This window comes from Novosphingobium sp. TK71 (assembly GCF_055361505.1).
Genome location: NZ_CM143962.1, coordinates 1,226,138 through 1,251,939, shown reverse-complemented (window position 1 = coordinate 1,251,939; position 25,802 = coordinate 1,226,138). Strand labels below are relative to the sequence as shown.

Here is a 25,802-nt window from a genome sequence, read left to right as displayed (position 1 = left end):
TCAGTTCGCTCCTTCAAGGGCGGGGATAGCGCGTTCGCCGGCAATGTTCAGGCCGTAGCCTTCCAGTGCGACGAGCGAGTGATGGGTGTTGGTCAGCAGGATCATGTCGTGGATGCCGAGTTCGGCAAGGATCTGGGCTCCTACGCCATAGTCGCGCAGTTCCTCAAGGTCCGGGTTCTCTCCGGCGCGGAACTGGTGCTTGATATCCATGACGCGCGAGATCGGATTGTTCATCTGACGGTTGATGACGACGATCACGCCCGCGCCTTCCTCTGCGATCATTTCCATCGAACGATGCAGGAGATCGCCGCGATCGGTCGATTCTTCGCCCAGTACGTCGACGAACATCGAAAGGGTGTGCATTCGCACCAGGGTCGGCTGGTTCGGATCGATGCGGCCCTTGATCAGGGCCATGGTCTCTTCGCCGGTCGCCTTGTTGTAGTAACTGCGGGCGAGCCACTGGCCGCCGTGGCGGCTCTGGAAAGTGATCTCGTTCTTCTTCTCGACCATGCGGTCATGCTTGCGGCGATAGGCGATGAGATCGCGGATCGTGCCGATCTTGAGGTCGTGAATGCGGGCAAAGGCGATCAGGTCGTCCATGCGTGCCATGGTGCCGTCATCCTTCATGATCTCGCAGATCACGCCCGAAGGATTGAGCCCGGCGAGGCGCGAAATGTCGACAGCCGCCTCGGTGTGGCCGGTGCGCACGAGCACGCCGCCGTCACGGGCGCGCAGCGGGAAGACATGCCCGGGGGTGACGATGTCGGCCTTGGTCTTGGTGCCGTCGATCGCGACCGAGATGGTGCGCGCGCGGTCGCCCGCCGAAATGCCGGTAGTCACGCCTTCGCGGGCCTCGATGGAAACGGTGAAGGCGGTTTCGTGGCGCGTGCCGTTGTGCTGGCTCATCAGGTTAAGGCCGAGTTCCTCCACCCGCTGGCTGGTGAGCGTGAGGCAGATCAGTCCCCGGCCGTGAGTGGCCATGAAGTTCACGGCCGCGGGCGTCGCCATCTGCGCCGGGATCACGAGGTCGCCCTCGTTTTCGCGATCCTCGTCGTCAACCAGGATGAACATGCGACCGTTGCGGGCCTCGTCGATGATTTCCTCGATCGGAACGAGGACCGGACGGTCGTCGTTCGAAAGCAGGAAGCGTTCGAGCTTGGTGAGCGTCTCGGCGGTCGGGTTCCAATCGGGCTCGGTGCAGTCACGCAGGGTGTTGGCGTGCAGTCCGGCGGCTCGGGCGAGGCCGGCCTTGCTCATGCCGCCCTCGTTCACGAGCCTGCGAACCTGTTCGATCACATTACCAGCCATGGGGAAATCCATTCTCACATTTCGATGTGATCGCCATATGAACTGATCACATCGAAATTCAAGACCCCTTGAAAGCCGGCTTGCGCTTTTCAAGGAAGGCGTCGACCGCTTCCGCGTGATCGTCGGTCGCGTGAGCGGCGGATTGCATGGCGGCGGCCATTTCCAGAAGAGTTGCGAGGTCGCTGCGGCGGCCTTCCCAGAGCAGACGCTTGGTCATTCGCACTGCGTGGGGCGGATTGGCGGCGATACGGCGGGCGAGTGCACGGGCTTCGTCCATCAACCGGTGATCCGGCACCACTTTGGAGACCAGCCCGCAGGCCAGCGCCTCGGCAGCGTCGATCATGTCGCCGGTAAGCGCCATTTCCGCCGCTTTGGACCAGCCGATAACGCGCGGCAGCAGCCACGAGCCGCCGTCACCGGCGATCAGGCCGATCTTTACGAAGCTTTCGGCGAAGCGCGCGCTTTCCCCGGCGATGCGAAGGTCGCACATGCAGGTAAGATCACATCCGGCGCCGGCCGCGGCCCCGTTGACGGCGGCGATCACCGGCACTTCCAGGGCGGCGAACGCGAGAGGAAGGCGCTGGATTCCGCGTTTGTAATTAAGGCGGGTGCGTGTGGGCACGCCGCCGTTGACGTTGCCGCCGGGCTTCATCTCATTGATATTGCCGCCAGAGGAGAAGCCCTTGCCCGCACCGGTAAGGATCGCCACGCGGGCCGCAGGGTCGTTTTCGAGCCGTTCGAGCGCGCCGAGCAGCCCCTCGATCACTTCGGGATCGGAAATCGGATTGCGCAGTTCGGGGCGGTTGAGCGTCAGGGTGACGATGCCTTCGTCGTCGATCTCGTAAAGTACCGCTTCGTTCATGCGCGTTGATCCTTCTCCGTTTGCCGACGCCTTAGCAGGTTGACGCATAGGGAAAAGAGGGAGGAAAAAGGGGCCGGACGACATATCGTCCGGCCCCTCTCAAAATCGGCGATGTCAGGCCGCGTCAGGCGGGCTGCTTGCTCATCATCCGGGTGATGTCGACCTGCCCGGTGGCAAGGCCGCCCATGAAGCCCCCGTCCACCGGCATGACGATGCCGTTGACGACGCCTGCGAGATTCGAATTGATCAGCACCAGCGGGCCGGCCTGTTCTTCGGGCGTGGTGTAGCGGCCGAGCGGTTCTGCGGCGGCATCCACGACGTCCTTGCCCGAAGTGGCATGGAAGGTCGCCATCATCGGCGTCTGGGTGGGGGAGGGCAGCGAGCAGTTGATGCGGATGCCCTTCTTGATGAGCTGCGCGCCCATGAACTGAGTCCACACGATGACAGCTTCCTTCGAGAAGGCATAGCCCTCCGCCACCTGGTCGAGGTTGGCTTCACACCATGCGAGGCCGGCGTCGAATCCCTGCGTGGTGAGAAGCTGCATATGCACGGGAATGCGGCGGCTCCACCCGAGGCCGCCGGTCGATGCGATCGAGACAACGGCGGCGCCTTCGCCCATCAGCGGAACGACCTGATCGGTCAGGTGGCGAGTGCCGAGGAAGTTGACCTTCATGACGTCAAGCGGCGGGAAGCCGCCGCCGCCGGGCAGGCCCGCGCAGTTGAACAGGGCGTCTACCTTGCCGCCCACGCCGGCAACCGCGGCTTCGATCGTGGCGGGATCGCGCAAGTCGATCTGCGTGAACGAGGCCATCGGCACGGAGCTTTCGCGAAAATCGAAGCCGTGTACTTCGGCGCCGAGTTCGACCAGCATCTTTGCCGTCGCCTCGCCCATGCCCGAGAAGCAGCCGCTGACGATTACCCGCTTGCCTTGATATCCCAGAACGTCGGTCATCTCGGTGTCCTTTCCCTCTCCCATCGCGGGCGTGCGGGATCGCATCGGGCCGCGCGTGCATTCTTGTGGGTGTAGCTAGTCGCAGTGAGGGGGAGGCATCAACAGCCCTTCCGGCTGATCGCCGCGACGATGGCATGGACGATGGCATTTCGGGCCGCAGAGCGGCGGGTTCGAGGCGAAGTCTCGCCATCGTGCACCCGCTTCTCTACGGCTAAGGTCCCCACGCTGCAGCAGGAAAGAGATGATGGACCGAAAGTTTCACTGCAGCGCCGATCGTCCTGCGCCTTCTCCTGATCCCGCCATTGTCGAGGCGATCATGGAGCAGGTGCATTCGGCTCTGGCTGGTCGGCGGATGTGGCCTGTGGTCATCGGTATTTGCGGCGCGCAGGGGTCTGGGAAATCGACTGCCGCGCGCGCTTTGATCGAAGCATGCGGCGAGGCCGGGCTTTCCGCTGCCGCGCTCTCGCTCGACGACCTCTATCTTGGGCACGAGGAGCGGCAGGAACTGTCGCGCGCCGTCCACCCCCTCCTCGCGACCAGAGGGGTTCCGGGCACGCATGATGTCATGCTCGGGCTGGATATTCTTGATGCGCTGGAGATTGGATTTCCGGTGGCGCTGCCGCGTTTCGACAAGGCCAGTGACGACCGGCTGGCCGAGCGGGACTGGCCTATCGTGCAGCCGGGCTGCCACGTGCTGGTGTTCGAGGGCTGGTGCGTCGGTGCCTTTCCGCAAGCTTCGAGCGCGCTGGTCGACCCGGTCAACGCGCTGGAGGCGAAGGAGGATGGCGATGGCAGATGGCGCCGCTACGTCAACGATGCGCTGGGCGACGTCTATCAGCGACTGTTCGCGCGGATCGACCGTTTGGTCCTGCTTGCCGCGCCGGGATTCGAGGTGGTCCACGACTGGCGACTGGAACAGGAGCGCGACCTTGCCGGAGAGGAGCACAAGGGCGTGCATGTCATGGACGAGGACCGGATTGCGCGCTTCATCGCCCATTACGAGCGGCTCACGCGCTGGATACTCTCGGAGATGCCGGCTCGCGCCAATCTGGTCATCCAACTCGACGCCCGGCGGCGCCCGCTCAGGATTGCCTGACCCGACGATTCCCTATTCGGTTTCCTGGCGCGCCTGCTCCGCACGGCGGCGCTTGCGGCGCTCAAGATCCCCTATCGAAGGCACGCGGTTGTCCACGAGGTCGGCCAGGACGGCGCCGCGTTCCCCGGCCGGGAGGGTAGGGCCGACGGTCGTATCGCAGTAGGTCTGGCGCTCGATCTCGGCATTCACCAGCGCGCCGAGAAGGACGCCGTATGCGGAGAGGAACAGCCACATCAGGAACACCACAATGGCCGACAGCGACCCGTAAGTGGCATTGTAGTCGCTGATATAGGCGACATAGAGCGAGAAGCCGAACGATACCCCGATCCACAGCAAGGTCGCCAGCAGCGACCCGGGAGCCAGCCAGCGCCACTTCGCGGGACGTCTGTCGGGGCCATATCGCATGATGAGGGCAAAACCCGCGCTGCCGAGGGCGACAGCGGAAATCCAGGTCAGCCACTTGAACAGGATCGCCGTCGCATCACCGAGGTAGACGCTGGTCTGCGTCTGCAGCCATGCGAAGACGCCGCCGGACAGCACCCCGGTCAGCGCGATAAGGATCGCCGAAACAGTGAGGCCGAGAGCCCTCACGGTCAGCGAGATCATTCCGCGGGTCTCTCGCTCCTCGTTGATGACATTCAGCGCACTGATCATACCGTTCGCCGCGCGCATGCCGCCGAATATCGCAAAGAACAGCGCGATCAACAGCGCGAACCCGGTTACGCCTCGGCTGGTGGTGACGATCTGGAGCAACTGTTCCTCCAGCATCCGGGCCACTTCGGGAGGAACGACTTCGACAATGCTCTGCATCTGATCGTGCACGGTGGCGACATCGCCGATTAGGCCGTAGATCATCACCGTGGCGCCGATCAGCGGCGTCAATGCGAGAAAGCAGTAGAAGGCAAGGCCTGCGGAAAGCAGGCCCAGTTCGTGAAAGCCGCTCATGCGGTAGACCCGCTTGACGATTTTCAGCCAGGCGGAACCGGGGATTTGCCACGGTGCGTTGGCGTCGGTTCCTGCCAGGGATCCGATGTGAAGAGTGTCTCCGGTGGTCTCCGGCATTGACGTCGGTGATCCTTCATCAGATTTCATTACAAACCCACTTGCGACAGGGAACTTTCGCTGTTGCAATGCGATAGGGTAATCCACGAGGGGGCCTGTTGCCCATACTCGACAGGGGGTGTTACATCGCGCTGCTCATGCCTTGGCTAATCTCTCAGAAGCCGGCTTGTTCCCTTTCGCTGCGCGACGGTGCGGGACTTGCCACCATTTCCATCCTGCTGGCCCTGTCGGCAGCGCCTGTGCATGCGCAGGAAAGTAGCGCCGTGCAGCCGCAAGCTGCAGCGCCCGCTCCGGCCTCGCCTGCTGCGTCCCCGGCGATCGAGGATGACGGGGTTCAGGCCGGCAAGATCGTCGTGCCGGCTCCGCCTGCAAACCTGCCGCTGCCGGAAGTGAAGACGATCATCCCCGATGACGAATTCAACAAGGCGATCCCCAGGCTGGATCCGCAGGACGATTCGGAACTCGACAAGCCGCTGGAATCGATCGAGGCGTTCGAGCGCCGGATGGCGAGCGAACAGACCGGTGCCAAGCCACAGGAAGGCCAGTCTGCTCCGCTCGGCAATCCGGCCCTGTCGGATGGCGATACGACCGAGGAGATCGGCGATGCGCCGGTTCGCGATGCTGAACTGAACGCGCCGCTGCCCGCGATCGACCAGTTCGAGGTGACGCCAGTCCAGTTCGCGGAAAAGAAAGAAGATACCAAGGACGTCGAAGTCGCTTACGAAACCCGGATCGACGGGCTGGCGACCGCTGACGACGAGACCGAAACGGACATGCGCAGCGAGTTCCGGTCGCTTTCCGCCCTGAAGAAGGGCGGCGGCAAGGCGGCGAACGTGGCGATGCTCAATGCCCGGCTCACCGAAGACAGCGCGCTGATGCAGACCGTGCTGGCGTCCGAGGGCTGGTATTCGCCCGTGGTGAACACCCGCATCGAACCGGCGGCCGAAGGCGGGCTGGTCGCGGTCGTTTCGGTGGCACCGGGTAAGCGCTATACTTTCTCCGATATCGTGGTGAAGGCCGATCCGACAGTGCCGGCGGACCTGATCGCCCGGAACCTTTCCATCAAGGTCGGTGAGCCGATCGTCGCCCAGCGCGTTCAGGGTGCCGAAGCGCAAGTCGCGTTGGCGCTGCCTGAAAACGGCTATGCCTTCGCCAAGGTGGGTGACCGTGACATCCTGCTCGATCAGGAAAGCGCCGACGGCGTCTACACGCTGCCTGTCGACGTCGGCCCGCGCGGTCGGTTCGGCGGTTTCACCACTTCGGGCGACCTGGCCTTTGATGCCGAACATGTTGGCGTACTCGCCCGTTTCAAGCGCGGCGAACTTTATGACAGCCGAAAGGTGGACGACCTGCGCAAGGCGCTGGTGGCGACGAGCCTGTTCTCCACCGTTTCGGTCGAGCCGCGCAAGACCGGCGAGGCAGTTGGCGACGGTACGGAATACGTGACGCTGAACGTCCAGCAGGATGCCGGGCCGCCACGCACGATCGCCGGTTCTCTGGGCTATGCCACGGGCGAGGGCATCACCGCCCAGGCAACCTGGACACATCGCAACATGTTCCCGCCGGAAGGCGCGCTGATCGCCAAGGCCATAGCCGGTACCCGGCAGCAGGGCGCGGGCGTGACCTTCCGTCGTTCCAATTCGGGCAAGCGAGACCGGACGTTCGAACTGGTGGCCGAGGCCTTCCACAACGACTACGACGCCTACAGTGCCTACACCGGCCGCATCGCAGCGCGTATCGCGCGCGATTCCACGCCGATCTGGCAAAAGAAGTATACTTACGCGTTCGGCATCGAAATGCTGGGAACGGCGGAAACCGACTATAATCGCACGACCGGCAACCGCGACCGCAAGCTCTATTACGTCGCAGGCGTGAACGGCCAAATCGGGCTCGACCAGACGGACAGCCTGCTCGATCCGACCAAGGGTTACCGCCTGACCACGCTGATCCAGCCCGAAGCCACCGTGCGCAACGGCTTTGACCCCTATGTCCGCGCGCGGGTAGATGCTTCGGCCTATTACCCGGTGACGGACAGCCTCGTTCTCGCCGGCCGTGTGCGCTTCGGTACGATCCAGGGCGCTGGCCTGTTCGACATTGCGCCGTCACGCAGGCTTTATGCAGGCGGCGGTGGCTCCGTTCGCGGCTATGCCTACCAGGCGCTTGGCGAACAGGCGGCAGACGGTACCGCCGTAGGTGGGCGCAGTCTCAACGAAGGTTCGGTCGAGGCGCGCTATCGCTTCGGCAATTACGGCGTGGTGGCATTCGTCGACGCGGGGCAGGCCTATCGGGAGACGATGCCGCAGTTCAACAACTTGCGCTACGGCGTGGGTCTTGGCGGCCGTTTCTACACCAACTTCGGCCCCGTGCGCCTCGACATCGCGACTCCGATTGCCCGGCAACCGGGTGAATCGCGCTTCAACCTCTACGTTTCGATTGGGCAGGCATTCTGATGTCGGAAGAAGACACCATGATCCCGGCCGACGAGCCCGAAGCGCCGGTCGAGAACGGCAAGCCGCGTCCCACGCTCGGGCGCCGCCTGCGCATTCGCGTGCTCAAGACGGTGGTCGGGCTGGTGCTCGGCGTGATCGTATTGGTCGCGGCGGTCATCTTCGGCATCGATACCGGGCCGGGTCACCGTTTCGTGGCAGAACAGATCGCGGGGCTGCAGTTCCAGAACGGCATGAGGATCAAGGTCGGCAGGATCGAGGGTTCGCTCTACAAGCGCATGACCTTGCACGATCTTTCCGTCAGCGATCCGCAGGGCGAATTCCTGTTTTCGCCGGAAATCGATGTGGACTGGCGCCCCTTCGCCTATCTCGAAAACCATGTGGACGTGCGCAGCGCCACGGCGCAGCGGATGATCCTGCGGCGTGTCCCCAAGTTCAAGCCGACCCCGCCCAGCAACGAACCGCTGCTGCCCGACCTTGACGTGGACGTGGGCGTGTTGCGGATCGACCGCTTCATTTCGGAGCCGTCGGTTTCCGGCAATCGCCGTATCGTCACCATCGACGGGAAGGCGCACATTTCCGATGGCCGCGCGCAAGTTTCGGCCAGGGGCGGCACGATTGCGATCGAGGGCAAGGAAGGCGGGGACCGCTTCAACCTGCTGCTAGACGCGGTGCCCGCCAAGAACCGGCTGGCGATCGACGTTGACCTTGATGCCCCGACCGGTGGGGTCATCGCCGCTCTCGGCGGGCTCAAGCAGCCGCTGCGGCTCAAGCTGGGCGGCAAGGGCGACTGGAAGGCGTGGAACGGCCAATTCGATGCCGATCTCGGTGATGGCGAACTGGCCCGGCTGGCGCTGACCGCGCGGAACGGAACATTCGCGATCAAGGGGCCAACGCGTGTCGCGCGGCTGCTCACGGGGCCGACCGCAAGCCTGCTTGGCCCGATCACCAACCTCGATGTAACGGCGGCATTGGCCGAACGGCGCGCGACGCTGACCGGTAGGGTCTGGAGCGATGCCTTCACGCTGACCCCGGACGGGGTGATCGACCTTTCCAACAACAGTTTCCAGGACCTGAAGCTGAACTTCGCCCTGCTCAAGCCGGCAGCGCTGGCGCCGAACCTCAGCGGTTCGGGCCTGACCGCGGCCCTCGCGCTTGACGGTGCGTTCACCACGCCGAAGGTTGCCTATCGCATCAATGCCGCCCGCGTGGTCATGAACGACATGGGGCTCGAGAGCCTATCCGCCAGCGGCGCGGCGCGCGTGGATGCCGACAAGATTCTGATCCCGGTGTCCGCACGCGTGCAGCGGGTGACGGGGCTGGACACGGTTGCAGGCGGTTCGCTCGCCAACGTCACGCTGAACGGCGATCTCGCCATCGACGGGACGCGCGTGCTGTCGGACAACATGCGGCTGAAATCCGATCGTATCGATGCCGGGCTGATCCTGGTGGCGGACGTCGCCAAGGGTTTCTACACCGGCGCCATTGACGGCAAGATCGACAATTACCGGCTGGACAGCGTCGGCATCTTCAACATCCGCACCAACATGGACCTGAAGAGCGAAGGCAGTGGCTTCGCGCTGGACGGGACCGTGCGTGCGCGTTCGACCAAGCTTCTGAACGAGAGCCTCCAGACCTATCTGGGCGGCAATTTCGCGGCATCCTCACGCGTTCATTATGGGCCGGACGGCGTCGTGCGCTTTTCCTCGCTGCAGCTCAACGCGCCCGAACTCAAGGTCCAGGGCGGGCAGGGAAGCTGGTCGCCCAATGGCCGCATATCGCTGGCCGCGCGTGGCAGTTCCACCCGTTACGGCGCTATCGGCGTGCGCGTGACGGGCACGATCGCAAACCCCGATGCGCATGTCACGGCGGAACGTCCGGGCCTCGGTATCGGTCTTGCCAACCTCGATGCACGGATCACCGGCATTCGTGGCGGCTATCGTTTCGACATGACCGGGGACACCGATTACGGCCCGCTCAAGGCCGATGTCTCGCTGGGGCTCGGCAAGCAGATGGCGGTAGACATCAACAGCGCCAACCTTTCGGGCGTCGATTTCGCTGGGCGAATGGTGCAGACCGCCTCCGGCCCGTTCGCGGGCGAATTGACCGCCAAGGGCAACGGCATCGGCGGTGCGCTGAGGCTGGACGCCGAGGGCAAGTACCAGGCTGTCGACTTCAACTTGCGCGCCAAGGATGCGGTCTTCGCTGGACCCGCCAATCTCACGATCGGTTCAGCGATCATCGACGGCCGCGCCGTGCTGTATGACCAGCCTGCAGTCGTCGCCGATGCGCAGATTGCAGGCACGACCATCGGCGCCTTCAATCTCGCTGCGGCGCGTGTCCTCGTGGATTATCGCGATGGGCGCGGCAAGGCGAAGGGTCTTGTGGAAGGCGTCAGCGGCGTTCCGTTCCGGGTCGCGCTTAACGCCGATCTTGCCCCTGAACTCTGGCGCGTGGCGCTGGAGGGCAAGGTACGCGGCCTTACCCTCAAGACGCAGTCTCCGGCACGGATTCTGCCCAAGGACGGCGGCTACGAACTCCTGCCCACCACCATAGGTTTCGGACAGGGCACGGCAAAGGTCGCCGGTACTTACGGCGCCGGCATGAAAATCCAGAGCCGGCTTGAGAACGTCGATGTCGGGCTCATCAATGCATTCGTTCCCGGCTATGGCCTGGGCGGCAAGGCCAGCGGCAGCTTCGATTTCGAACAGGCCAGTTCCACGGCCTTCCCGCGCGCCGACGCACGCATGAGCCTTGTGAATTTCACCCGCACCAGTTCGAGCACGGTAAGCCAGCCGGTCGACATCAACTTCGTTGGCAAGCTCCTGCCCGATGGCGGCGAGGCGAGGGCGGTGTTCCGCAAGCAGGGCAGCGTGATCGGCCGCATGGTCGCCAGCCTGCGACCGTTGCCGCCGGGCGAGGGGGCGTGGAGCACACGCCTGTTCCAGGCGCCGCTGGGTGGTGGCATCCGCTACAACGGTCCTGCCGACACGCTGTTTTCTTTCGCGGGACAGCCGGGGCAGACGCTCACCGGATCGGTTGGCGTGGCGGCGGATTTCTCCTGCCGCCTTACCGATCCCTGCATAACCGGCCTGGTGAAGGGCAAGGATCTTACTTACGAATATCAGGCCTATGGAACCCGGCTCAGCAACATGACGCTGGACGGCAAGTTCAACGGCAACTCCTTCGAACTGACCTCGCTCAACGCCAATGCCGGCAGCGGCACGGTCAGCGCGAGCGGTCGTCTCAGCCTGGCGGCGGATGCCGGTTATCCGATGGATCTCGACGTCAAGCTCGACCGGGCAAGGTTGGCGCGCAGCGATTCTCTTTCCGCCAGTGCGACGGGCACGCTCAACCTCACCAAGCGTGCGGGCGAGACACCGCTTCTGAGCGGTGACTTGCGGCTTCCCGAAACCCGTTACGAGATCGTCCGCCAGGGCGCTGTCGAAGTGCCGCATCTCACCGGGGTGCGCTTCAAGCCGCGTTCCGGCCCGATGCGCGTTACCGGCGACGAGCCCGCCGTGCCGATGTCGAGCGCGTTTTCCTCGGTCCGGCTGGATCTTCATCTCAAGGCGCCCGAAAAGCTTTATGTCTCGGGCATGGGGCTGGAATCCGAGTGGAGCGCAGATTTCCGCCTGAGCGGAACCAGTTCGGCGCCGAGCATGGCGGGCGAGGTCAAGCTCGTGCGCGGTACTCTGGGTTTCGCGGGTCGTTCCTTCGAACTTTCCGACGGTCTCATCTCGTTCAACGGCGGTCAGACGATCGACCCCACCGTTGCCATCACCGCCACAGAGACGATCGACGATATCGACGTGACCGTTTCAGTCAGCGGCCGGGCTTACAATCCGCAGATCGATTTCAGTTCCGATCCCAGCCTGCCTGATGACGAGGTTCTTTCGCGCATCCTGTTCGGCAGTTCGATCGCGAACCTCTCCGCGATCCAGGCGGTGCAGCTTGCATCGTCGCTCAATTCGTTGCGGGCCACCGGCGGCGGGATCAACCCGCTCGGCAAGTTGCGGTCTGCGGCGGGGATCGACCGGCTGCGGATTCTCAGCCCCGACGAGGCGAGCGGACGCGGGACGGCGCTGGCGGCAGGCCAGTACCTCACCGATGACATCTACGTGGAGCTTATCACTGACGCGCGCGGCTTCACCGCCACGCAGCTCGAAGTCAGCGTGACCAAGTGGCTGTCGGTTCTGAGCCAGGCTGGCGGATCGGGCGTCAACAGCCTCAACGTGCGCATCAAGAAGGATTATTGATGCGCCGTTGCAGCCTTCTCCTGGTGGCGATCCTGGCGCTTTCCGCCTGCCACCGGGAGCCGAGTTTCGATGAGCGGTATGAGACCGCCAGCAAGAAGATCGGCGAGACCGCGAAGGATATCGATGCCCAGATAGCGGGTACCGGAACTCCGCCCGGAGAAGCCGGCGCTTCGCCTCGGCCAGTTCCTGTATCGCAACCGTAGATTTACCTGTCGCTGCTAGTGATCCGCTCCATCGGTAGGATCAGGGGCGGTGATGCGGACGGAAGGTTTTTGCGACAGGCTCAGCGAGCGTCATGAAGTCCTGCTACGCGCGAGGTGCCGCAAGTCGAGCTGGCACGTCTTCGCTGTGGAACTGTCCGACATTTCCGAGGGCGGGTGCTGCATTGTCGGCAACGCGGAAGATTTCGAGCCGGGCCAGAGCGTGGCGCTGCGCATCGCGCACCTCAAGGCGATCCCTGCGCATGTCCGCTGGATTCGCGAGAGCCGTGTCGGCATCGAGTTCCTTTCGCCTCTGGGCAACCGCGTGATCGGGGATCTCGACAAGGCATACGGTATCCGCGGTGCGCGCAAGGATACCCTGTCGGAAGGGTTCTGATCCGGGGAAGCATCGCTTCGCGAAAGGGCGGTGAAGGCCGATGTCCCTGTTTCCATCCCGGCCGGAAATGCGGCCATTTACCAGGAAGCTTGCCGTAAAGGCAGCTCAGCGGCGCTGATTCGCGCGCGGGTTCCGGGTATCGTTAAGCCGGCGTTATGCGGTCTTCTAAGGGTTCTTCCGAAAGCGCGATGAAACCATGCCCTGCCGATAATGGTATTCCGGCCTCGTGGGATGCCCCCGCCTGGCCGGTGTCCATCATCCTTCGATAGGGACCGCAATGAAGAAAACAGTGATCGCTGCAATGGCCGTGGGCCTTGCGCTGTCGGCATCGGCCCAGGCCAATGCCGGCACCAAGGCTTATGGGAGCACCTTCAGGAAATCGTCCTATGCGCAGGAACGATTCGGGAAATCCCCGTTCCGTCCCGGCCCGCTCAAGGGCAGAGATAAATACCATTGGGGTAATGGCCGCCCGGATAAGGGCCATGGGAACGGGAGCAGCCACAATGACCACGACAAGTCTCGCGGGTGCTGACCCGGCTGACTGAATGATTCGGGGAGAGGGGCCTGGAAGGCACCGCGCGTTGAAGCGGGGACTGTGTCCGGACTGCAGGGGAAGGAAATGGTGGACGCACTTGGGCTCGAACCAAGGACCCGCTGATTAAGAGTCAGCTGCTCTACCAACTGAGCTATGCGTCCACGCGTTTTCCGCGCAAGGTAATGGAAATGGTGGACGCACTTGGGCTCGAACCAAGGACCCGCTGATTAAGAGTCAGCTGCTCTACCAACTGAGCTATGCGTCCACACGTTTCCGTGCTGGACAGGGATGGTGGACGCACTTGGGCTCGAACCAAGGACCCGCTGATTAAGAGTCAGCTGCTCTACCAACTGAGCTATGCGTCCACATACCCTGACCTGGGCTGCCGTGTCAGGCCTTGCGAGCCCGACCATCCGGCGGCGGAGAGGCCCCTATAGCGTGTGTTTTCAGGATGGGAAGGGGAAAATTCAAGAATTTTACAAGATTGAACCGGGGCGCCGATTCCAGCGGTTCACCGCCATAAGTGTGCCGAGGCAGATCATGTTGGTAAGCATGGAGGTGCCGCCGTGGCTCATGAAGGGAAGCGGGATTCCGACGACCGGGGCCAGCCCCATGACCATCATCAGGTTGATCGCCACATAGAAGAAGATCGTGGCCGACATCCCCGCCGCCAGCAGGCTGGAGAAGCGATCCGGTGCACTTCGCGCGACGCGCAGACCCCATGACAGCACCACGGCGAAGACGAAGAGCACGAACAGCCCTCCGGCCATGCCCCATTCCTCGGCCATCGTGGCGAAGACGAAGTCGGTATGCGATTCGGGGAGGTATTGCAGATGGCTCTGCGTGCCATTGCCGAACCCCTTGCCGAACAGGCCGCCCGAGCCGATGGCGATCTTGGACTGGGTGATGTGATAGCCGGTGCCGAGCGGATCGCTTTCGGGGTCGAGGAACACGAGCACGCGGTTGCGCTGATAGTCGTGGAGCAGGGTGAAGAATGCGATCGGCGCGGCGATGGCGCCGGTCAGGCCGGCCCCGAGGAACCAGGAGATCGGCAGTCCCGCAAGGAACATTGTCACCACGCCGCCGAAGCAGATCGCCAGGGCCGTGCCGAGATCTGGCTGGATCATCACGAAAAGCGCTGGAATTCCGATCAGGACACCCGCCGGAACCAGTCCGCGCCAGCTTGCCGTCATTGCATGCGGAAGCGTTTCGTAGAAACGCGCAAGCACGAGCACGATGGCGGGCTTCATGAGTTCGGAAGGCTGAAGGGTCATGAAGCCCAGGTTGAGCCAGCGCTGGCTGCCGCCGCCCACGGCGCCGATAGCCTCGACCAGCACGAGCAGCAGGACGATCGCGCCGTAGACCGGATAGGCCACCGTTCTGAAGAAATCGCGGCTGAACCGGGAAATGACGATTGCCATGACCAGGAAGATCAGGAAGCGCATCACATGGCTGAGCGCATAAGGCTGGAGGCTGCCGCCTGCCGCCGAATAAAGCACTGCAGCGCCCAGCGATACCAGTCCCATCAGGGGGATCAGCATGTGCCAGGGCTGGCGCGCGATGGCTTCCGGTACGATGGAGCGGCTGATCACTGCGTGCCTCCCGGTCCGGTTTGCGGGGCGGTCGTGGTAGCCGGCGACGGCGCGCTTGCAGGCGGTGCGGCAGGAGGCGGATCGTTGGAGCCGGGCTCCGGTGCCGGGGCCTGGGCTTCGTTGACGATAGGCTGCGCCGGGTCCTGACCCGATTCGGCGCCCTGGAGCTTGCGATTCTCCTCCTCGGCCGAAACAGCCGGGGCGCCGACGCCATATTGCGCGGAATAGGTGCGGTAGCGCGCATCCAGGCGTTCTGTAGGGGTTCCGCCCCACTTCTTCTCAAGCTCGGTCAGGATATCCATGCCCTTCTGCTTGTCGAAGACGTAAGTCAGCACGTCGCGCGCGATCGGATAGGCCGCGCCTGAGCCGCCGCCATGTTCGACCACGACGGAGCAGGCATAGCGCGGATTGTCGACCGGCGCGAAGCAGATGAAATGGCCGTGGTCGCGGTGCTTCCACAAGCCGCCCTTGCCGTTGCCGATGTTGAGGCCGACGACTTGCGCCGTGCCGGTCTTGCCGGCGAGCTTGATATCGGGGAAGGGCAGGGCCGCGTGGCGGGCGGAGCCGGGGCCGTTGGCGACATCCGACATGGCCTGCCGGACATAGGCGAGGTGGTCGTCGGGAATGCCCAGTGATGGGGCGACTTCGTGCTCATGCCCGTGAACGAGGCGCGGCATGATGACGCGGCCCGTGGCGATGCGGGCTGCCTGAATGGCCTGCTGCAGCGGGTTCACCAGGAAGTAGCCTTGGCCGATCGTGGCGTTGACCGTGTCGAAGGTCTGCCATTCCTTGCCGTATTTCTTCAGTTTCCACGCCGGATTGGGCACGGTGCCGTACGACTGGCCGGATACCGGCAGCGGGAAATCGTGGCCAAGGCCCAGCCGGCTCGCCATCGCCGCGATCGGGTCCATCCCCATGCGCTGGGCGAAATGGTAGAAGTAGACGTCGCAGCTCTGGTAGATGCCCTTGGCCATGTTGACCTGGCCATGCCCGCGCCGGTTCCAGCAGTGGAACACGCGGTTGCCCACCCGCAGGCCGCCGCCGCAGAATACCGATTCCTTGGGATCGAGCCCGGCTTCCATGAAGGACAGCGCTACCATCGGCTTTACCGTCGAACCGGGCGGATAGAGCCCGCGCAGAACCTTGTTGCGCAGCGGCACATGGTCGTCGTCGGACAGCATCTTCCATTCGAGGCGGCCGATGCCGTCCGAGAAGCTGTTGGGATCGAAGCTGGGCATCGAGCACATCGCGAGAATATCGCCCGTCTGGCAATCCATCACCACCACTGCCGCCGATTCGGGGCCGATCCGGCGCGAGGCATATTCCTGGATACCGGCGTCGATCGTGAGCTTCAGCGTCTTTCCGGGAACGTCCTCTCGGGTATCGAGATCGCGCACGATCCGGCCCGAGGCAGTGACCTCCACACGCCGGGCGCCGGGTTTGCCGCGCAGATCCTTCTCGTAGAATTTCTCGAGCGCGTCCTTGCCCACCTTGTAGCCGGGCGTGATGAGGACCGGATCATGGTCTTTCTCGTACTCCTCGGCGGAGGCCGGACCGACATAGCCGATGAGGTGGCCGACCGATGGCCCCAGAGGGTAAAAGCGGGAAAAGCCGCGCTGGGTGACGACGCCCGGCAGATCGGGCAGCCGCACGCTGACGGCGGCAAAACGCTCCCAGTCCAGCCCGCTGGCGACTTCGACCGGGGCGAAGCCCCGTGCCTTGTCGAGCTTGTCCTCAAGATCCTGAAGCGCGATCGGGGACAGGTTCAGCAACTTGCCCAGGGTCTGGATAGTATGCGGGATATCCTGCAGGCGCTCGGGAATCAGGTCGACCCGGAAGTCGGCCCGGTTGGAGGCGAGCGGCGTGCCGGCGCGATCGAGAATCCAGCCGCGACGCGGTGGGATCAGCGAGAGGTTGACCCGGTTGCTTTCAGCTTCGAGCTCGTATTTGGCGTTCTGCGCGACCGCGAGATAACCGAGGCGGGTGGCGAGCAGGACGCCGATTCCGCCCTGCATGGTACCCAGCACGATGCTGCGCCGGTCGAAGCTGTTTCGCAGCGTGCCCGCACTGACATGGCGTTGCGGAAAGAACCGCTTGAAGCTGATCTTCATCGCAGGAGTACGATCGGCGTAAGCCGGAGCCGGTCCAACATGGCCACGATACGGCCGACGAGGGGATAGGAAAGCACGGAGATGACGACCTGCGGCACGATGACTTGAAGAGGGGAAGCAGCGCCTGCGATGTTCGCAAGGGCGAGGCTCAGCAGAATATAGGCGACGATGAGGCCCATGGCCATGAGCCATTCCGTGACGAAGTTTCGCCAAGGCAGGCGCGCTTCGACGATTTCCAGCGCGATGGCGGTGAGCGACCATAGCAGGACTGCGCAGCCGAACGGCTGTCCGGAAAACAGATCATCGAACAGGCCCAGCGGCAGCCCGGCCCAGATCGGCAGCAGGCCCGGGCGAAGTTGACGCCAGCCGAGATAGACGAGGAACCCCAGCGGGGGCATGACCGGCGCGGAGGCGATCATGAACCAGCCGGGGACCAGCGATCCGAGCATGATCGTCAGCCAGGGAAAGCCGCGAGCCAGCAGCCGCGATGGCGCGTGATTTATGCGCTGGCGGGAGCGGGGGCCGTTGCGGGAAAACATCAAGGCTTCTTGACCGTACCGTCGTTTGCAGGGGGTGGGGGCGGCGGGGGAGACCAACTCTTCTCGACCATGACGTAATCGGTGTCGGAAGGATTGCTGAGCACGCGAGCAGTGGCGCCGTCGCGGATCAGTTCCGTCACGATGGCGATCGGCGTTCCGGGACGGTAAAGTCCGCCCGAGCCTGAGGTCACGAGGACATCACCCTTCCTGAGCGGATTGATGCCAAGGTTGATGAGCCGGATGCGCAGTGTGCCATCGCCGTTGCCCTGAGCGAAGGCGGCAACGCCGTCGGTCGCCCGGCGAACCGGCACGACGCTTTCGCTATCCGTCACCAGCAGGACGCGGGCACTGGAGGTGCCCACTTCGAGAACCCGGCCGACGAGACCCATCTGCGATCTTACGGGCATGCCCTTGGCCACATTGCGGTCCGCCCCGGCGCCGAGTGTGGCGTAGCGGCGCGAACTGGCGCTGGTGGACGAGGTCAGCCGAGAAAAGGTCACGGCGCCGCCGTCCTTCTCGGACAGATTCATCAGATCCTTGAGGCGCTGGTTCTCGGCTTTCGTGGCCGCTGCCTCGAACAGGCGGACCTTGGCTTCGGCAAGTTCGCGCTTGAGGCGTGCGTGTTCGCTCCCCGAATGGAGGAAGCCCGTGGCCGTGGCCCAGGCGTCCCGACCCATGTCGCGCCCTTGCGCGGAAACCTGCGCAGCCGGCTCCGACGCATCGTCGGCAAGGCCGCGCAGCGCTGAAAAGGCATCGGGGTTGACGAGTGAGACGACCACGAGTCCCAGCCCGACCACGGCGCCCAGGACGCCTGCGGTGTAGCTCAGGAAGGTGGTGTATTGCGCTCTGCGCGAATAGCTGGAGCGCCTGTTTGCTGGCGGCGCCATGCGCCATGCACTCCTTCGTAGTGGCGGCCCTGCCACTTCACGTGCAAGGGCCGCTCGAACCTCAAGACCGGCGGCAATACCGCCGGGACATCAGCGGGGTGGCGGACCGTAGGGCCGCTGCCACCCCGAACTCGATCAGGCGGACATCAACACGCCGCGATAGATCGGATCTTCCATCGCACGGCCGGTGCCGAGTGCGACGCAGGACAGCGGATCTTCGGCGACGCTGACCGGCAGGCCGGTTTCTTCGCGCAGGTAATCATCGAGGCCCTGGATCAGCGCGCCGCCGCCGGTGAGCACAATGCCCTGGTCAACGATGTCAGCGGCGAGTTCCGGCGCGGTGTTTTCAAGTGCGATGCGGACGCCTTCGACGATGGCGCCGATCGGTTCGGCCAGTGCCTCAGCGACGTTTGCCTGGGAGATGGTGATCTCCTTCGGGACGCCGTTCACAAGGTCGCGGCCCTTGATGTGGATCGTTTCGCCGATGCCGTCTGCAGGCATGACGGCAATGCCGTAGTCCTTCTTGATGCGTTCGGCCGTGGCATCCCCGATCAGGAGATTGTGGTGGCGGCGGACGTAGGAGACGATCGATTCGTCCATCTTGTCACCGCCGACACGGACCGAAGTGGTGTAGGCGAGACCGCGCAGCGAAAGCACGGCGACTTCGGTGGTGCCGCCGCCGATGTCGACAACCATCGAACCCACCGGTTCGGTAACCGGCATGTCGGCGCCGATCGCCGCGGCCATCGGTTCGAGGATCAGGTAGACCTGGCTGGCGCCGGCGTTCGAGGCAGCATCGCGGATGGCGCGGCGTTCGACCGAGGTCGAGCCCGAGGGAACGCAGATCACGATTTCCGGATAGCGGAACAGGTTCTTCTTGCCGTGCACCTTGCGGATGAAATGCTTGATCATTTCTTCCGCGATTTCGATGTCGGCGATGACGCCGTCGCGCAGCGGGCGGATGGCCTCGATGTTGTCGGGGGTCTTGCCCATCATCATCTTGGCGTCATCACCGACGGCCTTGACCTTCTTGACGCCGTTAAGCGTTTCGATCGCCACCACCGAAGGTTCGTTCAGCACGATTCCGCGGTCCTGAACGTAGACGAGCGTATTGGCGGTCCCAAGATCGATCGCCATGTTCTGTGAGCCGAGTTTGAAGAATCGCGAGAAGGGCGAGGCCATCAGTAATCCGTTGTCTTTCCGGTTGCTTGCCACAGGAATTTCCCGTGGAGCGACAGGCAGGTTGGCATGGGAACGGTCCCCTTAGCCCATCGATTCGGGAAACGCCAAAAATTTGTGTCGATTTCATGGGGGAATCGTACGGAGCCTGTCTCGAATTCCACGCGTTTCGTCGCTAGTCTTTCGAACAAATCGAGATTGTGGCGAGATCGCCCGTCCGCCGGCGGTTTGACGCTTTGCGCGCAACCGGACAAGAGACCCTGCATGCCAACCATCCGTCGCCTTCCCGAACACCTCGTAAACCGCATCGCTGCGGGAGAAGTGGTGGAGCGTCCGGCTTCCGCGCTCAAGGAGCTTGTCGAGAATGCGGTGGATGCGGGCTCCACGCAAATCACCGTTAGGATCTCCTCGGGCGGCCTCGACCTGATCGAGGTGACCGACGACGGCTGCGGCATGGAGCCGGAACAGATCGCCCTGGCGCTGGAGCGCCACGCGACCTCCAAGCTGCCTGACGAGCATATCGAACTGGTCGCCACGCTCGGCTTTCGCGGCGAGGCATTGCCCTCGATCGGATCGGTTGCGCGGCTGACCATCGAAAGTCGCCCGCATGAGGCGGCGGAAGGCTGGAAGCGTGTGGTTGACCACGGACTGGTCGCCGCCGACGGTCCCGCTGCATTGCCGCCCGGCACGCGAATCCGCGTTGAGGATCTGTTCGGCAAAGTGCCCGCCCGGCGCAAGTTCCTGCGCTCGCCGCGTTCCGAATATGCGGCATGCCAGGATGTCGTGCGGCGCCTGGCCATGGCGCGACCTGACATCGGGTTCGTGCTGGAACATGACGGCCGCCGCGTTATCGCGGTGCAGCCGCGCGAGGAACTGGCGGCGCGCGTGGCCCGTCTCGTTGCGCGTGAACTGGCGGAAGACGGTGTCCTGATCGAAGCCGAGCGCGGCACTGCCCGGCTCACCGGGGTGGCGGGCTTGCCGACCTACAATCGCGGCGTTGCCGATCACCAGTACCTTTTCGTCAACGGCCGCCCGGTGAAGGACCGCCTTCTGGTAGGGGCGGTGCGCGGCGCCTATTCCGACATGCTGGCGCGCGATCGCCATGCGGTGCTCGCGCTGTTCCTGGAGATTCCGCCCGAGGACGTGGACGTCAACGTCCATCCCGCGAAGACCGAGGTTCGTTTTCGCGATCCCGCCTTTGTGCGCGGTTTCCTGGTCGGCGCGTTGCGCCATGCGCTGGAATCTTCGGGTCAGAAGAGTGCGCAGCCCGCCTCGGTCGCGGCGATGGGGATGTGGCAGGTCGAACCTGTAGCGCCTGCACCTGCGCCGGCGCTGGGTTCTCTCTTCGCCCGCGAGTATTCGACGCCGCAATCCCGCTCCGATTTCCGCCCGGCGCCTTCGCGCGTCGGTGAAGCAGGGGAAGTCTGGCGTTCCTATGAGGCTGAAGTGATGGCCCAGCCGTCCGGACGCGCAGAACCCGTGCCCGACGAACCGGAGGATGCGCTGCGCTATCCGCTGGGTGTGGCCCGGGGGCAGGTGGCCGGCACTTATATCGTGGCCGAAGCGGACGACGGCCTCGTCATCGTCGATCAGCACGCCGCGCACGAGCGCCTCGTGCTCGAACGGCTCAAGGCCGCCGGTGCGGAGGACGCGATGGTGCGGTCTCAGGCCCTGCTGCTGCCCGAAGTGGTCGAGCTTGAGGAAGCGGCGTGCGATGCGCTGGACGACAAGATCGCCGATCTCGCCCGGTTCGGACTCGTGCTCGAGCGTTTCGGCCCTTGCGCGATGCTGGTGCGCGCGGTGCCCTCGGTGCTGGGCAAGTCCGATGTCTTCGCGCTCGTGCGCGATATTGCCGACGATCTTGCCAAGAACGGCGATGCGTTGCTGCTTGGCGAGAAGCTGGATCTCGTGCTCGCGACGATGGCCTGCCACGGATCGGTCCGCGCGGGCCGTTCGCTTTCTGTCGCCGAAATGAACGCGCTGCTGCGCGAAATGGAGCGCACCCCGCGTTCGGGCCAATGCAACCATGGCCGCCCCACGTGGGTTAAACTTGCCCATCAGGACATTGAGAAACTCTTCGGGCGAAAATGATGAAAAATGCGATCCTTGGGCTGGCCGTCGTCACTCTTCTCTCCGCCTGCGGGCAGGAAGATCCGGGGGGGCAGACGGCGGAGGATGCGCAGGATATCGCGAAGGTCGAACGGATGAGCAAGGAGCCGTTCAAGCCGATCATTCCCCGGCCGATCACCGAGATCGACGTGGCCCGCTACGGTCTAGACAAACCCGGCTGCGCTTTCCGCAAGCCGGACCAGAAGGACCCGATCTTCATCGCCAACGAGGAAGAGGGCTTCATGCGCATCGCAGGAGACCTCAAGCGCTACGCTGCCAAGGTCGAGAGCGCGCAGCTTCCGGGCAATGCACGCTCCACTTACGTCGGTCTGGCCAGTTGGGTCGATCTCGTGAGCCTGCCCGGCAAGGGCAGCGGATCGGACACGATGCACTGGCCGGCAAAGCTCATTCTTCATGACGCACAGGAACGCGTTGCCTTCATGGCCGAGGGCGAGGTTTCCTGCCGGGGCTGAGTACCTAACGCTGCTTCACGATATTGCGGAACGGTGCATCGTTGCCGTCGCCGTCGCTCGCCTGCGGCAATTTGAGGAGGTCACGCAGCAGCGGGGCAACGTCGACATTGTCGAACGGCGCCAATTTGCCGCGCTTCGCGAAGTCCGGCCCGCTGGCAATGAACAGCGCGGCCATTTCCGGTGCGGCATTGTCATAACCGTGAGTGCCGCCGGTGGAGGCTTTCGCAGGCAGCTTCGCGCTGATCTGCCAGCCGGTTTCGGCTAGGCAGAAGAACGGCGCGATCCGAGGATTTGTGCCATATCGCAGCCGAGCCGGAATGTCCTGCTTGCGCCAGCACTGCATGTGGTCATGTGCTTTCAGCAGCGCTGCGGCAAGCGCGGCTTCGTTGCCCGGCGTTGGCGCAAGCGCGGCGAACGGCCCGGTTTCTCCCAGCTTGTAAAGCGCGGGATCGGCAACGGCGTCCAGCGGGATGGTACGTTCGCTGGAAACCGAGGCCATGCCGTGATCGGCCACAACGATGAGGTTCGCCCGCTGCCCGAGTTCGCGCAGGCCAGCGACGAGCGCGCCGATATCGCGGTCGATTTCCGCTATCGCGGCATTCGTGCGGGGATCGTCGGGGCCGAAGCGATGCCCGGCCGTGTCTACATCGTCGAAATAGAGCGTCACCAGTCGGGGCCGGATGGCGGCGGGACGCCGCAACCAGTCCAGCACCGCGTTAACCCGCTGGACCGGGCTCGCCGCCTGGTTGAACTGCTGCCAGTCGCTTGGCCGGGTGCCGCCGGTGATCTGTTTCCAGGGTTCCGTAACAAGGGTTCCGCCCCAGGCTACGTTCGAGCCGGGCCAGAACATCGTTGCGGTGCGGATTCCGGCCTTTTCGGCAGTGACCCAGATCGGCTCGGCCTCATCCCACCAATAAGGCTCGTCGCTCGACATCGTGAACTTCTGGCCGGGATGTGCCGGATCTTCGAAGCTGTTGGCGATGATGCCGTTGTGGTCCGGCACCTTGCCTGTCACCAGGGCCCAGTGATTGGGGAAGGTCTTGCTAGGAAACGAGGGGCGCATGGCGGCACTGATGCCGCTGGCCGCAAGCTTCGAGAGGCTCGGGGTTATGCCGCGGTCGAGATAGTCTGCACGGAATCCATCGATCGAGACGAGAATGACGACCGGATCGCGGCGGTCTTTCGCCGGTCTGGCGGACGCGGGTGAGGCAAGTACGGCAAAAGTGCCCAGCAGCAGTGCGACGAGTCTTTTCATGCCTGCCCTCTAACCCGCGTTCCGTGACAGGTCGATGTCGTGTTATATCATCCGCGCCAGCATCCACAGCCCCATGGCCACCATGAACAGGTTCTCGGTAAGCGAGACGAAGCCGAGTGGAACCGCGCCGGAACCGCCGACGCAGGCGCACTTGAGTTCCCGCTTCTGGATATAGACAGCGTAGAAAACCGAAATGCCGCCGATACCGCCGATCGCGAGGCCGATCGGGATCGAGAGCCAGGGCAGGGCATGGGCGGTCATGAGCGCGCCCGCCGTCCATTCCAGCACCGGATAGGCATAGGCATAGGGCACGAAGCGTTTGGCCAGCAGGTCATAGCCCAGGAACATGGTCGAGAATTGTTCGACGTCCTGCAGCTTCAGCATGGCGAGCAGCATCATCGTCATGGAAACGAACCATTCCGCCGCCCGCAGCGTGAACGGCGTGCCGAATGCCGCCCAGCTTGCTGCAAGCGCAAGTCCGGCCCCGGTGGCAAATACCGCAAGCACGGGGCGATAGCTCGTCGCTTTCGGGTCCTGGAGCCTCAGGCCGAAATGGGCGCGAAGGTCGGAATGGCCGCCGATCCGCTTACCGCCGATGAAGGTCTGGGGTGTAGTGGTCACCCCATGCCGGGCCTTGAAGGCGTCCACTTGCTCGCGGGTCGTCAACCAGTGGTCCTCGACCTCGTAGCCGAGCCTTTCGAGCAGGTACTTCGACTTGAGGCCCCAGGGGCAGGTGTGCTTGTCCATGACCATGCGGTAGAGCACGGCCTTCTTGGCTTTTGAACTTTCGGTGGCCTGGTCGAGCGTCTGGTCATGTATCATGGGACGGCTTATAGCTCCCGTACCATGGTACGGAGTCAAGCATGGCTTTGACGATTTCTGAACTTGCCCGGTCTAGCGGCGTCGGCGTTGAAACCGTGCGCTTCTACCAGCGCAAGGGGCTGCTGTTCGACCCTCGTCCGGCTGCAACGGGAGGTGTCAGTGGGCAGAGGCACTACGGCGAGGAGGACGTGAAGCGTCTGCGCTTCATCCGTTCAGCCAAGGCGGCGGGGTTTATCCTCGACGAGATCGCCGAGCTCATCAGTCTCGATCACACCGGCGACCGGCCAAGAGCGCGGGAGATGGCGCAGGCGCGGCTGGTTCACCTGGATCAGGAGATCGCTCAACTGGAGGGGGCCCGCCAGTCGCTGCGAAAGCTGGCGCGGGAATGTGCGGGGTCGGACATCGGACCTTGCCCGATCCTCGAGGCGTTCGAGGACAATTCGTCGTCCCGGACCTGATCCGGGACGACGATGGTATCGATCAGACGTTGAACCGGAAGTGCATCACGTCGCCGTCGTGGACGACGTATTCCTTGCCTTCCTGGCGCAGCTTGCCGCCTTCCTTGGCGCCCGCTTCGCCGTTCAGCGCAACGTAGTCGTCATAGGCGATGGTTTCGGCGCGGATGAAACCGCGCTGCATGTCGGAGTGGATTTCGCCTGCGGCTTCGGGAGCTTTCGCGCCCTTGTGCACGGTCCATGCACGCGCTTCCTTCGGGCCGACGGTGAAGAAGGTCAGCAGGTTGAGCAGTTCGTAGCCGGCGCGGATGATCCGTGCGAGCCCGGTTTCGTGCAGGCCCATCTCTTCGAGGAAGACCATGCGCTCCTCTGCTTCCATGCCGACGAGTTCCGATTCGATCGCAGCCGAGACGATCACGGCGGTGGCGCCGTCCGCCTTGGCCTTCTCGAAGACGCGGGCGGAGAATTCGTTGCCTTCGGCAGCGGCTTCTTCTTCCACGTTGCAGACGTAGAGCACCGGCTTCGCGGTGAGGAGCTGGGCCTGGCGGAACACGCGTTCCTCGTCCTCGTCCTTGGGCTGGGTCAGGCGCGCGGGCTTGCCTTCGCGAAGCAGTTCCAGCGCCTGCCCGAGGACGGAGGCGATGATCTTCGATTCCTTGTCGCCCTGCGTCGCCTTCTTCTGGGCGGCGGGGACGCGCTTTTCGAGGCTTTCGAGATCGGAAAGCAGCAGCTCGGTCTCGACCGTTTCGGCATCCGCGATGGGATCGACCTTGTTGTCGACGTGCTGGATGTCGTCGTTTTCGAAGCAGCGCAGGACGTGGATGACGGCATCCACTTCGCGAATGTTGCCGAGGAACTGGTTGCCGAGGCCTTCCCCCTTCGACGCGCCGCGCACAAGGCCGGCGATGTCGACGAAGGAAAGCTGCGTCGGGATGATCTTCGCCGATCCCGCGATCGAGGCGAGCTGATCGAGGCGCGGGTCGGGTACGCCGACCTGGCCGACGTTCGGCTCGATGGTGCAGAACGGATAGTTGGCCGCCTGCGCCGCCTGCGTCTCGGTCAGCGCATTGAACAAGGTCGACTTGCCGACATTGGGCAGACCCACGATTCCGCAACGGAAACCCATCTTTTACTCCGGAATAAATGTATGGGCCGCGCCTTAGCGCCTGTCTGCCCGCTTTACCAGTTACCGTGACGCCTGTTTGCAAGAGTGTTTGCACGAGAGGCTTCACGGAAACTTCAGGGCTTGGCTTTAAGGGGCA

At 63.9% G+C, this 25,802-nt stretch carries 19 protein-coding genes and 3 tRNA genes; 7 read left to right on the top strand and 15 right to left on the bottom strand.

Features of this window, described 5'->3' with window-relative positions; translation table 11 throughout:
- From ribB to ACXJ16_RS05660, 3 genes are all read right to left on the bottom strand, one after another.
- Positions 1-1,308: a 3,4-dihydroxy-2-butanone-4-phosphate synthase gene (gene ribB, locus ACXJ16_RS05670; protein WP_132468773.1), complete on the bottom strand. Its 1,308-nt coding sequence runs from the start codon at positions 1,306-1,308 to the stop codon at positions 1-3.
- Between the two features lie 58 nt (positions 1,309-1,366).
- The gene (locus ACXJ16_RS05665) at positions 1,367-2,170 is read right to left on the bottom strand and encodes a crotonase/enoyl-CoA hydratase family protein (protein WP_185997471.1); all 804 of its coding nucleotides are present in this window, start codon (positions 2,168-2,170) and stop codon (positions 1,367-1,369) included.
- A 124-nt stretch (positions 2,171-2,294) separates the two neighbouring features.
- Positions 2,295-3,122: a coniferyl-alcohol dehydrogenase gene (locus ACXJ16_RS05660; RefSeq protein WP_054435691.1), complete on the bottom strand. Its 828-nt coding sequence runs from the start codon at positions 3,120-3,122 to the stop codon at positions 2,295-2,297.
- Positions 3,123-3,438: 316 nt separating this feature from the next.
- Between ACXJ16_RS05660 and ACXJ16_RS05655 the strand changes: the two genes are divergently transcribed.
- Entirely contained in the window at positions 3,439-4,218 is a 780-nt protein-coding gene (locus ACXJ16_RS05655; RefSeq protein WP_324694974.1) for a kinase, read from the top strand.
- Between the two features lie 12 nt (positions 4,219-4,230).
- On the opposite strand, the gene ACXJ16_RS05650 is transcribed toward ACXJ16_RS05655, so the two are convergent.
- Entirely contained in the window at positions 4,231-5,280 is a 1,050-nt protein-coding gene (locus tag ACXJ16_RS05650) for a YihY/virulence factor BrkB family protein (protein ID WP_324694976.1), read from the bottom strand.
- A 137-nt stretch (positions 5,281-5,417) separates the two neighbouring features.
- On the opposite strand from ACXJ16_RS05650, the gene ACXJ16_RS05645 reads away from it, so the two are divergent.
- The 3 genes from ACXJ16_RS05645 (at position 5,418) to ACXJ16_RS05635 (ending at position 12,583) form a co-directional block, all read left to right on the top strand.
- Positions 5,418-7,730 carry an autotransporter assembly complex protein TamA gene (locus ACXJ16_RS05645; protein WP_324699034.1) on the top strand — a complete coding sequence of 771 codons (2,313 nt, stop codon included), beginning with the start codon at positions 5,418-5,420 and terminating at the stop codon, positions 7,728-7,730.
- Entirely contained in the window at positions 7,730-11,986 is a 4,257-nt protein-coding gene (locus tag ACXJ16_RS05640; protein ID WP_463921564.1) for a translocation/assembly module TamB domain-containing protein, read from the top strand. The genes ACXJ16_RS05645 and ACXJ16_RS05640 overlap by 1 nt, the downstream gene beginning before the upstream one ends.
- A gap of 255 nt (positions 11,987-12,241) precedes the next feature.
- Positions 12,242-12,583: a PilZ domain-containing protein gene (locus ACXJ16_RS05635; protein WP_463921762.1), complete on the top strand. Its 342-nt coding sequence runs from the start codon at positions 12,242-12,244 to the stop codon at positions 12,581-12,583.
- Positions 12,584-13,203: 620 nt separating this feature from the next.
- Here the strand turns inward: ACXJ16_RS05635 and ACXJ16_RS05630 are convergent.
- From ACXJ16_RS05630 to ACXJ16_RS05595, 8 genes are all read right to left on the bottom strand, one after another.
- Positions 13,204-13,279, bottom strand: a tRNA-Lys gene (locus ACXJ16_RS05630).
- Between the two features lie 28 nt (positions 13,280-13,307).
- Positions 13,308-13,383, bottom strand: a tRNA-Lys gene (locus ACXJ16_RS05625).
- Between the two features lie 24 nt (positions 13,384-13,407).
- A tRNA-Lys gene (locus tag ACXJ16_RS05620) sits at positions 13,408-13,483 on the bottom strand.
- 111 nt (positions 13,484-13,594) lie between these two features.
- Positions 13,595-14,707 carry a rod shape-determining protein RodA gene (gene rodA / locus ACXJ16_RS05615; protein WP_185998785.1) on the bottom strand — a complete coding sequence of 371 codons (1,113 nt, stop codon included), beginning with the start codon at positions 14,705-14,707 and terminating at the stop codon, positions 13,595-13,597.
- A complete protein-coding gene (gene mrdA / locus ACXJ16_RS05610) occupies positions 14,707-16,821 on the bottom strand; it encodes a penicillin-binding protein 2 (RefSeq protein WP_054435678.1) in 2,115 nt (704 codons plus the stop codon). Before mrdA ends, rodA begins: the two co-directional genes overlap by 1 nt.
- Positions 16,818-17,360: a hypothetical protein gene (locus tag ACXJ16_RS05605; RefSeq protein WP_054435676.1), complete on the bottom strand. Its 543-nt coding sequence runs from the start codon at positions 17,358-17,360 to the stop codon at positions 16,818-16,820. The genes mrdA and ACXJ16_RS05605 overlap by 4 nt, the downstream gene beginning before the upstream one ends.
- Entirely contained in the window at positions 17,360-18,247 is an 888-nt protein-coding gene (locus tag ACXJ16_RS05600; RefSeq protein WP_054435675.1) for a rod shape-determining protein MreC, read from the bottom strand. The genes ACXJ16_RS05605 and ACXJ16_RS05600 overlap by 1 nt, the downstream gene beginning before the upstream one ends.
- 135 nt (positions 18,248-18,382) lie before the next feature.
- Positions 18,383-19,429 (bottom strand): rod shape-determining protein, encoded by a 1,047-nt coding sequence (locus ACXJ16_RS05595; RefSeq protein WP_132468775.1) that lies wholly within the window; start codon positions 19,427-19,429, stop codon positions 18,383-18,385.
- Between the two features lie 261 nt (positions 19,430-19,690).
- Between ACXJ16_RS05595 and mutL the strand changes: the two genes are divergently transcribed.
- Together mutL and ACXJ16_RS05585 are read left to right on the top strand one after the other, a co-directional pair.
- Entirely contained in the window at positions 19,691-21,517 is a 1,827-nt protein-coding gene (mutL, locus tag ACXJ16_RS05590) for a DNA mismatch repair endonuclease MutL (protein WP_324694985.1), read from the top strand.
- Positions 21,514-22,008: a hypothetical protein gene (locus ACXJ16_RS05585; RefSeq protein WP_324694987.1), complete on the top strand. Its 495-nt coding sequence runs from the start codon at positions 21,514-21,516 to the stop codon at positions 22,006-22,008. The genes mutL and ACXJ16_RS05585 overlap by 4 nt, the downstream gene beginning before the upstream one ends.
- 4 nt (positions 22,009-22,012) lie before the next feature.
- Here ACXJ16_RS05585 and ACXJ16_RS05580 read toward each other — a convergent pair whose 3' ends face one another.
- Both ACXJ16_RS05580 and ACXJ16_RS05575 read right to left on the bottom strand, forming a co-directional pair.
- Positions 22,013-23,263, bottom strand: coding sequence for an alkaline phosphatase family protein (locus tag ACXJ16_RS05580; RefSeq protein ID WP_324694988.1), 1,251 nt, complete (start codon positions 23,261-23,263; stop codon positions 22,013-22,015).
- A 42-nt stretch (positions 23,264-23,305) separates the two neighbouring features.
- The gene (locus ACXJ16_RS05575) at positions 23,306-24,085 is read right to left on the bottom strand and encodes a MauE/DoxX family redox-associated membrane protein (protein WP_054435669.1); all 780 of its coding nucleotides are present in this window, start codon (positions 24,083-24,085) and stop codon (positions 23,306-23,308) included.
- A 41-nt stretch (positions 24,086-24,126) separates the two neighbouring features.
- On the opposite strand from ACXJ16_RS05575, the gene ACXJ16_RS05570 reads away from it, so the two are divergent.
- Positions 24,127-24,543, top strand: coding sequence for a MerR family transcriptional regulator (locus ACXJ16_RS05570; protein ID WP_132468777.1), 417 nt, complete (start codon positions 24,127-24,129; stop codon positions 24,541-24,543).
- 22 nt (positions 24,544-24,565) lie between these two features.
- Here the strand turns inward: ACXJ16_RS05570 and ychF are convergent, their stop codons facing one another.
- The gene (ychF, locus tag ACXJ16_RS05565; RefSeq protein ID WP_132468778.1) at positions 24,566-25,666 is read right to left on the bottom strand and encodes a redox-regulated ATPase YchF; all 1,101 of its coding nucleotides are present in this window, start codon (positions 25,664-25,666) and stop codon (positions 24,566-24,568) included.
- Positions 25,667-25,802 lie beyond the last annotated feature (136 nt).

Bases quoted from the DNA above. Each gene is read 5' to 3' on its own strand.
- ribB (WP_132468773.1), bottom strand. From the start codon at position 1,308: ATGGCTGGTAATGTGATCGAACAGGTTCGCAGGCTCGTGAACGAGGGC.
- ACXJ16_RS05665 (WP_185997471.1), bottom strand. From the start codon at position 2,170: ATGAACGAAGCGGTACTTTACGAGATCGACGACGAAGGCATCGTCACC.
- ACXJ16_RS05660 (WP_054435691.1), bottom strand. From the start codon at position 3,122: ATGACCGACGTTCTGGGATATCAAGGCAAGCGGGTAATCGTCAGCGGC.
- ACXJ16_RS05655 (WP_324694974.1), top strand. From the start codon at position 3,439: ATGGAGCAGGTGCATTCGGCTCTGGCTGGTCGGCGGATGTGGCCTGTG.
- ACXJ16_RS05650 (WP_324694976.1), bottom strand. From the start codon at position 5,280: ATGCCGGAGACCACCGGAGACACTCTTCACATCGGATCCCTGGCAGGA.
- ACXJ16_RS05645 (WP_324699034.1), top strand. From the start codon at position 5,418: ATGCCTTGGCTAATCTCTCAGAAGCCGGCTTGTTCCCTTTCGCTGCGC.
- ACXJ16_RS05640 (WP_463921564.1), top strand. From the start codon at position 7,730: ATGTCGGAAGAAGACACCATGATCCCGGCCGACGAGCCCGAAGCGCCG.
- ACXJ16_RS05635 (WP_463921762.1), top strand. From the start codon at position 12,242: ATGCGGACGGAAGGTTTTTGCGACAGGCTCAGCGAGCGTCATGAAGTC.
- mrdA (WP_054435678.1), bottom strand. From the start codon at position 16,821: ATGAAGATCAGCTTCAAGCGGTTCTTTCCGCAACGCCATGTCAGTGCG.
- ACXJ16_RS05605 (WP_054435676.1), bottom strand. From the start codon at position 17,360: ATGTTTTCCCGCAACGGCCCCCGCTCCCGCCAGCGCATAAATCACGCG.
- ACXJ16_RS05600 (WP_054435675.1), bottom strand. From the start codon at position 18,247: ATGGCGCCGCCAGCAAACAGGCGCTCCAGCTATTCGCGCAGAGCGCAA.
- ACXJ16_RS05595 (WP_132468775.1), bottom strand. From the start codon at position 19,429: ATGGCCTCGCCCTTCTCGCGATTCTTCAAACTCGGCTCACAGAACATG.
- mutL (WP_324694985.1), top strand. From the start codon at position 19,691: ATGCCAACCATCCGTCGCCTTCCCGAACACCTCGTAAACCGCATCGCT.
- ACXJ16_RS05585 (WP_324694987.1), top strand. From the start codon at position 21,514: ATGATGAAAAATGCGATCCTTGGGCTGGCCGTCGTCACTCTTCTCTCC.
- ACXJ16_RS05580 (WP_324694988.1), bottom strand. From the start codon at position 23,263: ATGAAAAGACTCGTCGCACTGCTGCTGGGCACTTTTGCCGTACTTGCC.
- ACXJ16_RS05575 (WP_054435669.1), bottom strand. From the start codon at position 24,085: ATGATACATGACCAGACGCTCGACCAGGCCACCGAAAGTTCAAAAGCC.
- ACXJ16_RS05570 (WP_132468777.1), top strand. From the start codon at position 24,127: ATGGCTTTGACGATTTCTGAACTTGCCCGGTCTAGCGGCGTCGGCGTT.
- ychF (WP_132468778.1), bottom strand. From the start codon at position 25,666: ATGGGTTTCCGTTGCGGAATCGTGGGTCTGCCCAATGTCGGCAAGTCG.